Source organism: Jiulongibacter sediminis, assembly GCF_001306455.1.
GTDB lineage: Bacteria > Bacteroidota > Bacteroidia > Cytophagales > Spirosomataceae > Jiulongibacter > Jiulongibacter sediminis.
Genome location: NZ_LGTQ01000005.1, coordinates 1,113,336 through 1,127,765 on the forward strand (window position 1 = coordinate 1,113,336; position 14,430 = coordinate 1,127,765).

General features: G+C 41.0%; 14 protein-coding genes. 12 read left to right on the forward strand and 2 right to left on the reverse strand.

All coding sequences use genetic code 11. The features are described 5' to 3' along the window. The 11 genes from gcvH to AFM12_RS05005 all read left to right on the forward strand — a co-directional run bounded on the left by gcvH (position 1) and on the right by AFM12_RS05005 (position 9,886). The gene (gene gcvH / locus AFM12_RS04955) at positions 1–384 is read left to right on the forward strand and encodes a glycine cleavage system protein GcvH (RefSeq protein WP_055144477.1); all 384 of its coding nucleotides are present in this window, start codon (positions 1–3) and stop codon (positions 382–384) included. A 36-nt stretch (positions 385–420) separates the two neighbouring features. After that, entirely contained in the window at positions 421–1,689 is a 1,269-nt protein-coding gene (locus AFM12_RS04960; protein WP_055144480.1) for a dihydroorotase, read from the forward strand. Next, a complete protein-coding gene (locus AFM12_RS04965; RefSeq protein WP_055144483.1) occupies positions 1,686–2,204 on the forward strand; it encodes a DUF4199 domain-containing protein in 519 nt (172 codons plus the stop codon). The genes AFM12_RS04960 and AFM12_RS04965 overlap by 4 nt, the downstream gene beginning before the upstream one ends. A gap of 19 nt (positions 2,205–2,223) precedes the next feature. Beyond that, the gene (locus AFM12_RS04970; RefSeq protein WP_055144486.1) at positions 2,224–2,739 is read left to right on the forward strand and encodes a DUF4199 domain-containing protein; all 516 of its coding nucleotides are present in this window, start codon (positions 2,224–2,226) and stop codon (positions 2,737–2,739) included. 6 nt (positions 2,740–2,745) lie between these two features. Next, positions 2,746–3,471, forward strand: coding sequence for a gliding motility-associated ABC transporter permease subunit GldF (gldF, locus tag AFM12_RS04975; RefSeq protein WP_055144489.1), 726 nt, complete (start codon positions 2,746–2,748; stop codon positions 3,469–3,471). Between the two features lie 33 nt (positions 3,472–3,504). Next, positions 3,505–4,287, forward strand: a complete 783-nt coding sequence (locus AFM12_RS04980; RefSeq protein WP_055144492.1) for a PhzF family protein — start codon at positions 3,505–3,507, stop codon at positions 4,285–4,287. Between the two features lie 157 nt (positions 4,288–4,444). Continuing rightward, positions 4,445–5,497 (forward strand): tRNA preQ1(34) S-adenosylmethionine ribosyltransferase-isomerase QueA, encoded by a 1,053-nt coding sequence (queA, locus tag AFM12_RS04985; protein ID WP_055144495.1) that lies wholly within the window; start codon positions 4,445–4,447, stop codon positions 5,495–5,497. Positions 5,498–5,550: 53 nt separating this feature from the next. After that, complete coding sequence (locus AFM12_RS04990) at positions 5,551–6,255, forward strand: 2-C-methyl-D-erythritol 4-phosphate cytidylyltransferase (RefSeq protein ID WP_055144498.1); 705 nt, start codon at positions 5,551–5,553, stop codon at positions 6,253–6,255. A 31-nt stretch (positions 6,256–6,286) separates the two neighbouring features. Further along, entirely contained in the window at positions 6,287–6,814 is a 528-nt protein-coding gene (gene yjjX, locus AFM12_RS04995; RefSeq protein ID WP_055144501.1) for an inosine/xanthosine triphosphatase, read from the forward strand. Positions 6,815–6,906: 92 nt separating this feature from the next. Beyond that, a complete protein-coding gene (locus tag AFM12_RS05000; RefSeq protein WP_055144504.1) occupies positions 6,907–9,294 on the forward strand; it encodes an efflux RND transporter permease subunit in 2,388 nt (795 codons plus the stop codon). Continuing rightward, a complete protein-coding gene (locus AFM12_RS05005; RefSeq protein WP_055144507.1) occupies positions 9,287–9,886 on the forward strand; it encodes a MiaE family protein in 600 nt (199 codons plus the stop codon). The genes AFM12_RS05000 and AFM12_RS05005 overlap by 8 nt, the downstream gene beginning before the upstream one ends. A 1-nt stretch (position 9,887) precedes the next feature. Here AFM12_RS05005 and AFM12_RS05010 read toward each other — a convergent pair whose 3' ends face one another. Next, positions 9,888–11,177, reverse strand: coding sequence for a type IX secretion system plug protein (locus AFM12_RS05010; protein ID WP_055144508.1), 1,290 nt, complete (start codon positions 11,175–11,177; stop codon positions 9,888–9,890). A gap of 24 nt (positions 11,178–11,201) precedes the next feature. On the opposite strand from AFM12_RS05010, the gene AFM12_RS05015 reads away from it, so the two are divergent. Then, positions 11,202–12,383: a T9SS type A sorting domain-containing protein gene (locus tag AFM12_RS05015; protein WP_055144511.1), complete on the forward strand. Its 1,182-nt coding sequence runs from the start codon at positions 11,202–11,204 to the stop codon at positions 12,381–12,383. Here the strand turns inward: AFM12_RS05015 and abc-f are convergent. Next, positions 12,380–14,290 (reverse strand): ribosomal protection-like ABC-F family protein, encoded by a 1,911-nt coding sequence (abc-f, locus tag AFM12_RS05020; protein ID WP_055144514.1) that lies wholly within the window; start codon positions 14,288–14,290, stop codon positions 12,380–12,382. The genes AFM12_RS05015 and abc-f overlap by 4 nt on opposite strands. Positions 14,291–14,430 lie beyond the last annotated feature (140 nt).

Below are 14,430 nucleotides of genomic sequence, written 5' to 3' on the forward strand. Positions count from 1 at the left end.
ATGGAATTTCCCTCGGAATTAAAATACACCGAAGAACACGAATGGATTAAAATTGAAGATGGAAACATCGCTGTTATCGGTATTACCGAATTTGCACAAAGCGAGCTTGGTGACATTGTTTTCGTGGAAGTAGAAACCGTCGACGAAGAACTGGAAGCGAATGAGGTTTTTGGTACCATTGAGGCCGTAAAAACGGTTTCTGATTTATTCCTACCCGCAAATGGGAAAGTTTTGGAATTCAACGAGAAATTGAATGATGAACCAGAACTGGTTAATACCGACCCTTATGGTGATGGTTGGATCATAAAAATGGAAATCAGTGATTTAGCTGATCTCGACAGTTTGCTGGACAGCGAGACATATAAGAATCAAATTGGTCAATAAAACGAAAGCCCACAAGGGCTTTTTTTTTGAATACACATGAAGGTTTTAATTAAGAAAGCCAAAATTATCAGCACCGGTTCTCCTCACCACCTCAAGCAAAGGGATATTCTGGTGATTGATGGAGTGATTACAAAAATCGGGAAAATTGATGAGGCTGCTGACCAAATCATCAAAGGCAAAGAGCTTTATGTTTCTACCGGGTTTATGGATTTGAGAACATTCTCAAAAGAACCTGGGCAGGAAGCCATGGAAACTCTGGAAAGTCTTAGTCGAGCCGCGGCAAAAGGTGGTTACTCAGATCTACTGATTATGCCCAACACTGATCCGGTGATCCAGTCAAAGGGAGTGATTAACTATTTAAAAAACTCCTCAAAAATCACTCAGGTTAACTTTCACGCCGCTGCCGCCGTCACCCTTGATAATAAGGGCGAAAGCTTCACAGAAATGTGGGATCTTCATGAGGCTGGTGCCCTGGCTTTTACTGACGGATTAAAACCGCTCTGGAACTCTGACATTCTTTACAAAAGCCTTCAATACCTTTATCCAAAGAAGGCCTTACTTATGAATCGGCCTGAGGAGCCAGCTTTAGCCATGTTTGGTCAAATGCATGAAGGGATAACCTCAACCCACATGGGCACCAAGGGTATCCCGTCAGAAGCAGAAGAAATCATGATCATGAGAGATTTGAAGCTGCTGGAATATGCCGACTTTGAGTCAGAAAGACCTCTTCTTCACTTCTCATGTGTTTCTACTGCTTCAGGTTTAGCCAGAATAAGAAAAGCCAAACAAAAAGGTCTGCCAGTGAGCTGCGATATCGCTGCTCACCAGTTGGCTTTCACAGATGAAGACCTCGGTGGTTTTGATACTAATTTGAAAGTATCACCTCCTTTCAGGTCAAAAAAGGACATAAAAGCCCTACAAAAAGGACTGGAAGATGGAACCATCGACGCCATTGTATCAGATCACAATCCACTTGATGAAGAGCATAAAAACATGGAATTTGATCTGGCAGAATTTGGAGTGATAGGACTTCAGACCTCATTTGCTGCTGCCTTAACATACAGTGGTTTGCCAGTTGAGAATTTGATTCCATTGTTTACCGAGTCTCCAAGGGCTCTTTTGCAGATGAGCCAGCCGGTTATAAACGAAAATGAAGAGGCCAATCTTACGGTTATTGACGCTGCTCAAAACTTCATTTTCACCGAAGATATGATTGAGTCAAAATCAAAGAATTCACCTTTCATCGGAAAAGAATTAAAAGGGAAAATTCTGGCAACATTAAATAAAGGAATGCACTCAGCATGAAAAAGAAAATACTCAAAATAAGTCTGACCTGGGGACTCATTGCCGGATTGGTTTGTTTCCTTTTCTTTTTGATGATGTACGCCGTTGATGATAATCCTCTCATTAAAAAGAGACCGGATATTGGAATAAATATATTATTCATTTTTCTGGCAATCTGGATTTTCAAACGAAGGAGAAATGGCTACTTACACTTTTATGAAGGCTTCAGTATCGGTTTTTTGACCAACCTAATTGCAGCCTTGTTTAGTGGAATTGCAGTCTATTTATTTCTCAAATTCTATGATATTCAGCCTTATCTTAATTGGAACAGCTACTCAAAGCAGTTTCTGATTGAACAAAAGGAGGCTCTGGATAGCGTCATCAATGAAGAAACTTTTAAATTGCAGTTAAAGTCGTTTGACGAGATCAAACCTTACAGGGTCATCCTGGATGACCTGATGTTCAAGCAGTTTGCAATCGTTGCGATAATGCTCATTTCTATGGCCCTCCGCAAACAGGGAGACGCTATTTCTTAAAACCTTAACCCTATTTCAAATGGAACAAAAACCTTCAACAACTCAAATCGCCCTTAAATGGGGGATTATTTCTGCTCTGGCCAGTATTGTTTTAAGTACCGTAATGTACATGACAGACCTCTGGAAAAACACCGTAGTATCCTCTGTGGTTGGGCTTGCGGTCGGAATAGCCATTCTGGTGATGGCCATGAAAGAGTTTAAAGATCAAAATGGAGGATTCATGACTTTTGGTGAAGGTTTTGGGCTTGGAATGCTGGCCAGTGTCATTTCTGCCGTGATCAGCACTTTGTATAGCCAGATCTACATGAAATTCATAGATCCTACGTTTCCCGAGAAAATGAAGGACTTCCAATATGAGCAAATGGAGGCTCAGGGACTAAGCGATGCACAAATAGAGCAGGCAATTTCCATGAGTGAAAAATTCACAACCGGTGGTCTTTCGTTTCTTTTTCCATTGCTTGGGGCTATCCTGTTTTCGCTGATCATGACTTTGATTGTAGCCGCCATCATGAAAAAAAATAAACCTGTTTTTTAGACTTTTATGTTCCCCATTTTCAAGAAAGAGCTCAATGGCTATCTCAATTCGCTGATTGCGTATTTAGTCATTGTGCTTTTTTTGGTATTTACAGGCCTGGTGCTTTGGGTTTTCCCTGATAGCAACATTTTGGACTATGGTTTCGCTGAGATGAATTCCTTTTTCAGCCTGACCCCTTTCATTTTGTTAATGTTAGTGCCTGCCATTACCATGCGAAGCTTCTCCGAGGAGTTTAAAACAGGAACTATTGAATTTTTACTAACCAAACCACTTACTACCTTTCAGGTTTTTGGAGGAAAGTTTCTGGCCGCCTGGCTACTCATTATTCTGGCCATTTTACCAACGGTAGTCTATTATTTTTCGATATCAAGTCTTGGTAACCCAGAAGGGAATATTGACACGGGCTCCGTTATAGGTTCTTATTTTGGCCTTTTCCTCCTGGCGGGTGCTTTCACAGCTGTTGGTATTTTTGCCTCCTCTTTAAGTCAAAATCAGGTCGTAGCCTTTATCAGCGGTGCTTTTTTGTGCTATTTCCTTTTTGATGGAATTCATCAACTCTCTAACCTTTTCAGGGGAGTAACACAATACTTTACCGATTACCTCAGCATTTATTTTCATTATGAATCACTGAGCAGAGGTGTTTTGGACTCCAGAAATATCATCTATCTGGTTTCTCTGATTGTACTCATGGGAGCTTTGACTATCTTCGTACTACACAAAAAAAGAAGATAGGTAGGTTGACTTACAGACCTTCAAAATAAACACATGAAACTTCCGATTTATCAGGCTGACGCCTTTACAGATACTGTTTTTGGTGGAAATCCGGCGGCTATTGTACCACTTAAAGAATGGATTTCTGATGATTTGATGCAAAAAATTGCATTGGAAAATAACCTCTCCGAAACAGCCTATTTAGTCGAAAATAATAACCGGTTTCACATTCGATGGTTTACTCCGGCAGTAGAGGTAGACCTTTGCGGACATGCTACCCTGGCTGCGGCACATATACTCTTTGAAGAGTTAGGTTATGCCGGAGATATCATATTTTTTGACTCCAAAAGCGGTGAATTAACGGTCAAAAAAGAAAGAGATTTACTCACTCTTGATTTTCCGGCTACCAAACCAACTAAGGCTGAGATACCGTCTGAACTGGTTGATGGTTTCAACATTAAACCAGAAATAACCCTCAAGGCTAACGAGGACTATTTCTTCGTATTCAGAAATGAAACCGAAATACGGAACTTAGATCCTGTTTTTGCCAAATTGAAAAAGGTAAAATCGAGAGGTATAATTTGCACGGCAAAGGGCGATGAAGTTGATTTTGTTAGTCGATTTTTTGCTCCCGCTGCCGGTATTGACGAAGACCCTGTAACGGGCTCTGCCCACACTAAGCTAGCACCATATTGGTCAGAAATACTGGGCAAACAAACCATGAATGCTCACCAAATATCTGCCCGACTTGGCAAATTAGAGTGTACGATGAAAGGCGACCGTGTCCTAATTAGCGGTATGGCTGTCTCCTATCTGAAAGGAGAAATAACAGTTTAAACCACTGAGCAGGAATATAAATGGCCATTTGCTTGACAACCCCTATCTCGATTTTGTAGATTTGCGGGCTGTTTGACACAGATAGTGAGCAGAATTGCCGGTTTGACCCAAAAGCCGTCAATCTTATCTAATAATAAATGGGGTTTACTGATAATAAATGAAACTATCACAATTTAAGTTTGACCTTCCGCATAGCCTGATTGCTATGCAACCCAAAGAACAAAGAGACGGAGCCCGAATGATGGTCGTTGACCGTGCCACCGGCAAAATCGAACATAAAATGTTTACAGATATCGTGGACTACTTTGACGAAGGCGATATCATGGTCACCAATAACACTAAAGTTTTCCCGGCCAGACTTTATGGGTCAAAGGAGAAAACGGGGGCGAAAATTGAAGTTTTTCTTTTGAGAGAACTCAATCGCGAAATGCGTCTTTGGGATGTCTTGGTAGACCCTGCCCGTAAAATCAGAGTTGGTAACAAACTATATTTTGGTGAGAGTGATTTGGTCGCTGAAGTCATTGATAATACCACTTCAAGAGGCCGTACCATTCGTTTCCTGTTTGATGGCGATCATGAAGAAATGATGCAAACCATTCATGAGTTGGGAGAAACTCCATTGCCTAAAGATATTATTCAAAGAGAGGTGAACGATCTTGACCGAGAGCGTTTCCAAACCATCTTCGCTACTGAAGAAGGTGCTGTGTCTGCTCCAACGGCAGGTATGCACTTCACCAAAAATATCATGCGTAAAATGCAGATTAAGGGTGTGGACTTCTCTCCTATCACCTTACATATCGGTATTGGTACGTTCAGAGGTGTTGAGGTTGAAGACCTTACAAAACACAAGACAGATTCTGAGAATTTCTCTATTCCTCAGGCTACCTGTGATGTGGTAAATACCGCTCTTGATTCAGGAAAACGCGTTTGTGCAGTGGGAACAACGGCCCTCAAGACATTGGAATCTTCAGTATCTGCAAGTGACAGACTCAAGGCCATTGAAAATAGCTGGACTGATAAATTCCTTTTCCCTCCTTACGAATTCAAGATAGGAAATTCTCTTTTGACCAACTTCCACCTGCCACAGTCTATCGTTTTGATGTCTGCCTGTGCATTTGGGGGCTATGACCTTATCATGGAAGCCTACCAGGTAGCCATTAAGGAGAAATATGAGTTTTTCACTTACGGTGATGTAATGCTTATTCTTTAAGAAATTAAATCGTGTTATATTTGATAGCCTACTCTTTTGTAGGCTATTTTTTTATGTCAACTTCTGAACAAAACCGATTCTCTATCATCGTTGCAGGCGGCAGTGGTACCCGCATGAGGTCAGTCATTGCTAAGCAATTCTTACCTCTTTTTGATAAACCTATTCTCTCTCATACCATTGAGAAGTTTCTGTCTATTCCAGAGAATAAAGTTATTGCTGTTTTGCCCTTGGATGACATGAATTTCTGGGAAGATATTATTGAAAGCAATGAAATCCTGACGGAGGCTGTTGAAGCCGGAAAACTCAAAACCGTAGTGGGTGGAGCTACACGTTATCAATCGGTTAGTCATGGATTGGCCGCTATATCTGAAAATGAAGGCCTGGTAGCTATTCATGACGGCGTTAGGCCTTTGATAACTATTGAATTGATAGGAAATTCCTTTAGAGAGGCTTCACAGAACGGTTCGGCAGTTCTTGCCGTTGAACTCAAAGATTCGGCCCGGGAAATTAATGGACAAAAGAATCACCAGATTGACCGCTCAAAGATCAGGCTCGTTCAGACTCCACAAACCTTTGACCTGAATAAAATCAAAGCGGCCTTTGCTCTGGGTGAGCAATCAAATTTTACTGATGACGCCTCGGTTTTCGAATATGCCGGCCACTCCGTTCATCTGATTGAGGGTGATTACAGAAATATCAAAATTACAACTCCTGAAGACCTTGAGATTGCTGAGGTTTTTATGAAAAGCATGAAATAGGCCATACAGAGCTTAAATAACCTTAATAAGAATGATTGTTTGCGTAGCCTCTAAAAACCCTACCAAAACAGAATCGGCCAAAGATGGCTTTCAACGGCAATTTCCAGAAGAAGAAATTGAAATTATATCGGTAAGTGTACCGTCTGGTGTACCTGACCAGCCCATTGGCTCTGACGAAACTTATAAGGGGGCCCTTAACAGAGCTCAGAACGCAAAAAAAGAATGTCCCGAAGCAGATTATTGGATTGGCATTGAGGGAGGAAACATTCTTCACGGACAAGAAATGGAAGCCATGGCCTGGGTGGTGGTTTTAAGTCATTCTAAAATTGGTAGAGCCAGAACTGCCGGTTTTTTCCTTCCGCAAAAAACCGTTGATCTCATCAATGAAGGTTATGAATTAGGACACGCTGACGAAATAGTTTTTGAGATCAAAAACAGCAAGCAAAAAATGGGCAGCTCGGGTTTATTGACCGATGGACTCATTAGTCGAAAAGAATTATATGTACCGGCCGTGATTTTTGCTTTAAGCCCCTTCAAAAAAATCGACCTCTACCCCTGATCTATCAATAACTGGCTTAGTAAAGCCGGTGCATTTTTCGTACTTTTGCCGTCGTTTTCATAAGCCGATATTCTAATCGCAAAACCCTTTACATGGCATCCCTGAAAAACCCAAAATATTTCCAGGACTTCTGGAAAAAAATTGCCGAATTAATACTCAATAATCGCTTGACCTGGCTGGTGGTCATTTTGAGCATCACAGGACTTATGGGCTACCGGGCCAGCCAGCTGGAGCTGTCCTATGAATTAGCTAAGATTTTACCGCAGTCAGACGAGAGTTTCCAACTCTACGAGCGATTTAAGCAACGTTACGGCGAGGATGGCAGCGTTATGCTGATTGCCCTTGAGTCTGACGATATTTATAAACTCGATGTTTATCGTGATTGGCATGCTTTAAGCCGGGCCATCAAAAATGTTGACGGCATAAATAACGTAGCCTCAAACACCAATCTCTTTGAGATTATCAATAACGAAGAGAAGAAAAAGTTTGATTTCAAACCCATCTCTCCCAAAGCTCCCACCTCTCAGGCAGAGGTAGATAGCATTAGAAAAACCATTGAGCAATATCCGTTTTACAGAGGCTTTTTGTACAGCGAAGATGGTAAAGCTCACCTGATGGCAGTCACCTTCAATCAGGAGCAGATGAACTCCAAAAACCGGATTGGTATCACAGAGGAAGTTCAGGCTTTGGCAGAAGAGTTTGGGCAGAAACATGATATTGACATGCACTTTTCGGGAATGCCTTTTGTGCGTACGAACTTCATGTCAAAAGTTAGTTCAGAAGTTGCCATGTTTATGGGGCTGGCTTTTCTGGTTACTGCTGTTATTTTATTCTTGTTTTTCAGATCTTACCGGGTCGTATTTTTCGCCATCTTGGTGATTGCCATTTCAGTGCTTTGGTCAGTTGGTTTTATTGACCTCTTCGGGTATAAGATCACGCTGCTTACCGGTCTTATTCCATCAATTATTGTTGTTATTGGTATACCAAACTCCATTTTCCTGATCAACAGATATCAGGAGGAGTTCCTCAAATGCAATGATCAGATTCTTGCTTTAAAGATTGCCATTGAAAAGATTGGCAAAACCACCTTTATTGCCAACGTTACCACATTCATCGGCTTCTTTGTTTTCTACTTTACCGGTAGTCCTTTATTGCTCGAGTTTGGCCTGGTAGCGGCCATTAGTGTTTTGGCTACCTGGGCGGTTTCATTGATCCTGATTCCGATCATTTTCAGCTATAATCCGAAGCCAAAGGCCAAACATGTAAGACACTTAGAGAACAAAAACATCTCAAAATTTCTGGAATTTATAGACTTCATTGTTCATAATCGCCGAACAAAACTTTATTGGTTTATAGGTATTTTGGTTGGCCTTTCTGTGCTCGGAATGACCAGAATCCAATCGATTGGTCACGTGGTGGATGATTTGCCTGAAGATGATCCGGTATTTACAGATTTGAAATTTATTGAGTCTCATTTCAAAGGAATTGTTCCTTTTGAGGTTTCTATTGATACAGGTATTGAAAATGGCGTTTTACAACCTGAAATGCTTCAAAAAATCAGACTGGTGCAGCGTGAATTTGCCAAGTATCCTGAATTCACGAAACCAATTTCAGTCGTCGAGGCCATCAAGTTTATTTATCAGGGCTATCGCGGTGGTGAAGAGCGTTTTTATAGACTGCCGGGAGCATTAGAACTGAATAAACTCTCAGCTTACGCCGGTATGGCTGAAGGCCGCGAGAATATGGCCAGTGCCTTTATGGACAGCACCCGTCGCTATACGAGAATAAGTTATCAAAGTGAAGATGTGGGTACCATCAGAATGACAGAAATGATCAATCAACTTGGGCCGAGCATTGATTCTATCTTTAATTACGACCGTGATTTTGAAGAATGGTTGCCTATTGATGAGCAAGTAAAAGCTGAGTTGACCGGAAATGGGGTTGTTTTCACCAAGGGGAACGACTATTTGCTGAGCAACCTGCGAGACAGCACCATTATGGCGATCATTTTGGTATCTTTTGTAATGGCAACTCAATTTCTGAATGCCAGAACTATTCTTATATCAACGATACCAAGTGTGATTCCGCTCATCATAACTGCTGGAGTGATGGGCTTTTTTGGTATCCCATTGAAACCTTCCACTACTTTGATTTTTAGTATAGCTTTCGGTATTGCTTCTGATGGTACAATTTACTTTTTGACGAAGTATAAAGACGAAATAGAGCATGGCAAAACCATCTCTGAGGCTGTAAGCGAGACCATTCGCCAAACAGGTATCAGTATGTTCTATACCGCGATAATTCTTTTCTTTGGTTTTGGGATCTACGTCATTTCAGGATTCAAAGGTACCGTTTTTCTTGGACTTTTGGTTTCACTAACCCTGATGATCGGCATGATTTCTAATCTGGTGCTTCTTCCGTCATTCCTGATGACTTTAGATAAGCGGCAAACGGCGAAAATGAATTTGACCAATGGCTGATTATTTAACTACCCTTGGTTTAAAACTCCCTTCAGACCCCAGATGGGTGGATATCGCTAAAATGAACCTGGCTGATATTCTGATTGATCATGCCTTTTGCGAGCAAAAAGCGGCCAGCAGCTGCATTTCTTTGATTGTTAAATACCCTGAAAAGCAAAAACTAATTGAGGTAATGACCCCGGTTGTCACCGAAGAATGGGGGCATTTTCAACGGGTGTTAAAGGAAATGGATAAGCGAGGCATTCAGCTCACAAAAGCCCGAAAAGATGAATACGTAGCAGCATTGCATAAATGTGGTAAAAAAGGGGGAAGCCGCGAGGAGCAACTCATGGAAGACGTTTTAATCTGTGCCATGATAGAAGCAAGAAGTGCCGAGCGTTTCAAGCTACTCTCCGAGGAAATTTCTGATGAAAAGCTAAAGAAATTCTATTTTGAACTCATGGTTTCTGAGGCCGGGCATTATAAAAACTTTATAGAACTGGCTGAAGAATATAACCCGAAAGAGAAGGTTCAGAAAAGGTGGCAGGAGCTATTGAGACAAGAAGCCGAAATAATGAAAAATCTGGAAGTAAGGCCTGACCGCTTTCATTGATTCACCTTCTCACTCCCGTATTCTCAATCAAATAATACCCTACCAGTAAAGCAGCTCTTGCGGAAGGCGGCTGATGATAAACAAAGATTTCGTAGCTATTCCCCGTGTCAGTGAAATCACCCTCCAGAATTGTAAAATCAAACGAATGACCCTCTTCGGCTATGGCAAATTGGAAATCATACATCCCTTGTTTTAATAAGGCTTTAGTCTGGTAATAACCTTTGTCATAATCATAAACCATTTCACCAGAGTCTTCACATTTGAATTCATTAAACCCTCCCAAAAAACACATTTTCTGATGCGGAGGAAGTTCTTCAGACTCAAAAACAACGAATGTATTGACATAATCAGCCGTAACTGATGGGTGCCCATTATCTCGGGTCTCAATGACATACCTCCCGTTTAAATCCGGAGCGTTAAGGTAAGTTTTGTCTGACCTTCTGATTTGAGGTTTTAACCAGACTTGATCTTCATATAATTGCTTTACATCTGCTATATTATCACCGCGAGTAAAAGTGCTTCGCAAATCGACGTACCTAAATTCATTGCCAGCTTTAAACAGGTTTTCATTATCAAAAAAACGATAAGTCAAGGTATTCCTGGAGCCATTCACAGCATTGGCTGTAAAACCGGTTTTAATGGTTTCATCTCTAAAATTCTGACGAATTTCTATATGAAAATCACTTCTGGGATTTCTTACATCATAATTTCCGAAGCCTAACTCAAAATTAACCTGTTGATGTGTTCGCCACATTGTTGGGTCTTGCGGAGTCTGTACACTAGCCGTCAAAGATATATGAGGCTGCAAAACCCGAAAACGTAAAGAGGCTACCGGAGTGCCGTACAAATCGTTTTCGTAGATTTCAAGAATGTAATTTCCCGCGACTTTGACTTTGGGCAATTCAAAACCATAATGAAAGTACTTAACCTTAGTGCCCTGAGAAACTTCATAGTTATTAATAATGAAGTCATTATAATCATTTAAAAACTCCAGATCACGCAGTCTTGACGGAGTCCAATCAAGATTACAATGTACAATTTTGACATGAAACTGCCTGTAAGAGGCCAGAAGGTCATCAAATTCAAGAATCCATTGCTCACTTGAATTCAAGGTAAAAACGGCAGGACGAAGAGTAGGGTAATTTTGGCCCTCAGTATAGGGGTATAACTGAATTGTTTTTAGGTTGGGGTCATTAACTTGTTTTTGATTCGTGCCATTAATTTGTCCGAAAAGACCAAAAACTATAAATTGAGAAAGAATAAAAAAACTACGGTGAATTCTATTGTTCATAATCCATATAAACTCTAAAGTTAAATGAAAAAGTCTATCCTTTTGTTTTTAAGCTTTATTTCAACTTTTAAAGCTTTTTCAGTAGGCGAAATTGCTTTCACTTCTTATCAGACAGACGGTTTTGACCAATTTAGCTTTGTTTTGCTTGTAGACTTTCCCGGAAATTACGAACTAAATTTTACGGACTCCGGATGGCTGGCAGCCGGAGGTTTTAGAAATGGTGAAGGTGTCTTAAGATGGACGGTACCCGGTAGTGGTCTTTCAGCGGGTACCAATGTAATTGTGAACGCTACCCTGAATACTGTGAGTATAGGTAGTATTTCAGAGATTGATGCAGGTTTTGACCTCTCGGCCTCGGGAGATCAAATTATCGCATACTTTGTTCAAAACGGAACTGGGAATCACATACCAATTGCAGCTGTTGATTTTAATGCAACAAGTACTTGGGATGCTGATGCAGTTGATGCAAGTACCACAGCTTTACCATCAGGCTTAACCGACGGAACAACCGCCGTAGCTCTTACATCCAGTAATGACAATGGTGTATTTGGCTGCGATGGGGTAGCCGTACCCTCCGGTAATCAAAGTTATTTCCTCTCCTTTATCAATGGTTCTGGAAATTGGATCACCAGTAATTCAGCCATCACTGTTCCCGTTAATGGTTTACCACCTTGCCTTTTCAATGTCACTAATCCGGCTCTTCCTGTAAATCTTGTTGATTTTAAGGGTACTGATTTTCAATCCGGTGTTCTACTTCAATGGATTACAGCTTCCGAAACCAATCACAACCTTTTTGAAATTCAAAAAAGCCGTAATATGACTACGTTTGAATCAATTGGAAGAGTCCAAAACATTGAGTCAGACAACATCCAAAAAACTTACCAATTCACTGATTCAAACCCCTTACTTGGCCTAAACTACTATCGCCTCAAACAAATAGACTTAGACGGGACTTTCGAATTTTCAAAAATCATTCAAGTTAATTTCAAGCCTGATGATCTCTTTGTCAGTATTTACCCGAACCCTTTAGTTAAAGGTCAAAAAGTCACTGTAAGGAAAAGTAATGAACTGCTTCTAAAAGGTATTGTTAACAATACAGGAAGGGAGTTTTCCAACGATCTGGAAGACTTAGACCCTGGTCTTTATATTCTTATATTCGAAAGTGAAACTGGCAGTTTCATTAGCAAAAGACTGATCGTTCACTAGTCTTCCAGCTCCAGCATTTTTGCCTCCCATTTTTCATGAGCCTGATTAAGATTGAATTTTACTTTTTCGTAGCGTTTATTTTCTTTGGCTAATTTTTCAGGGTCAGAAAATACTTCCTTTTCCGCTAATTTTGCTTCGATTTTGAGTTTTTGCAGCTCAAAATCCTCGATTTTTTCTTCCAGCTCTTCAATTTCCTTTTCAAGCCGCTTTCTCTCGTCATTCGATTTATCTCTGAAAGACTTCTTTTCGACCGGATTTTCATCAGTTGTCTCAACCTTCTTGGGTATAGTTTGAGAGCCTTGACCGTCTTTTTCACGTTCGGCCTGCCACCAAAGGTATTCCTCGAAAGTTCCTGGGTATACCTTGATTTCCTGATCTTCTATATACCAGATTTTATTGGCTACCTGAGATACAAAGTGCCTGTCGTGAGAAACCACCACGTAGGTGCCTTCATATTGCTGAAGAGCCTGAACCAGAATATTCACTGATTGCATATCTAGGTGGTTAGTTGGCTCATCAAGAAGTAGAAAATTGGCTTCAGAAATCAAAACTTTTGCTAATGCCACCCTCGATTTTTCTCCACCGGAAAGGACTTTTATTTTCTTGAAAACATCTTCTCCTCCAAACAAAAAGCAACCCAAAACAGAACGTAATTCGGTTTCAGACTTGGTAGAATCGGCATATTTTAATTCATCAAGTAGTGTTTCATTCACATGTAGTGATTCCAACTGATGCTGTGCATAGAAGGAGAAATTGACATTATGACCTAGGGCCCTTTGACCTTCATGCTTCTCCGTACCGGCAATAATTCTCAAAAGCGTTGATTTCCCTTTTCCGTTTGCACCAATCAGAGCAATTTTGTCACCTCGTTCTATATGACCTACGGTGTTTTTGAGAATTACATTCTCATCATAAGCCTTTGAGATGTTATCTAATCTCATCACATGACGGCCAGGTTGGGTTCCAAACTGAAATCTGAAGTGAACTTTGGCATCATCGCTGATAACGTCCTCAACCATATCCATACGTTCCAGAGCTTTCACTCTAGACTGCACCTGACGGGCTTTAGTGGCTTTGGCCTTGAAACGTTCAATAAAACGTTCAGTTTGACGAATCTGAGCCTGCTGGTTTTCATAAGCTCCCTTCTGAATCTCGTTACGGAGCTCCTTTTCTTCAAGGTAAAAGGAGTAATTGCCGGGATAGAAATTCAATTTACAATTTGAAACCTCCACAGTGCTGGTGGTTACGTTATCCAGAAATGTACGGTCGTGAGAAACCACAATGACCGCATTCTCATAATTGGCTATATACTTTTCAATCCACTGAATTGAAGGTAAATCAAGGTGGTTAGTTGGCTCATCGAGAAGAAGAACAGACGGCTTTTGCAAAAGCAGTTTGGCGAGCATCACACGCATACGCCAACCTCCGGAGAATTCTTTTAAAGGTCTTTGTAAGTCCTCCGTTCTGAACCCCAGACCTTCGAGTATTTCTTCGGCCCGAGCCTGAATGGAGTAGCCGCCAAGAATATCATACTCCTCCTGAAGTTCACCAAGTTCATGGACAAGTTCATCGGTGTAGTTGGTTTCCATTTTATGAAGAACTTCCTCAATTTGGTGCTGAAGTTCCAATTCACGTTGAAAACCCTGCATGGCTACAAGTAAGATTGACTCTGCCGATTCATAGGATAACAAATCCTGATTCAGGAAACCCAGAGTAACATCACCCGCCATGGAGATGGTGCCTCCATCAGGCGTATATTCACCTACAATTAACTTTAAAAGCGTTGATTTCCCCTTCCCATTTAGCCCGATGAGGCCTATTTTGTCTTTGGGCTTTACCTGAAGACTGGCCTCTTCAAAAATAGGACGGCCGCCAAAATAAAAAGAGAGGTTATGAATTGTAAGCATTAAGCAGTTCCTGATTTAAAATCGAGGGGCAAAAATAGGAATTTGGGTTGGAAGAGGGAAGACTTAAGATGGAAGACTCCAAACAAAAGACAAGTCTCCAGTGTACAAATTCCCCGGATAACCAATCACTAATTCCCTAA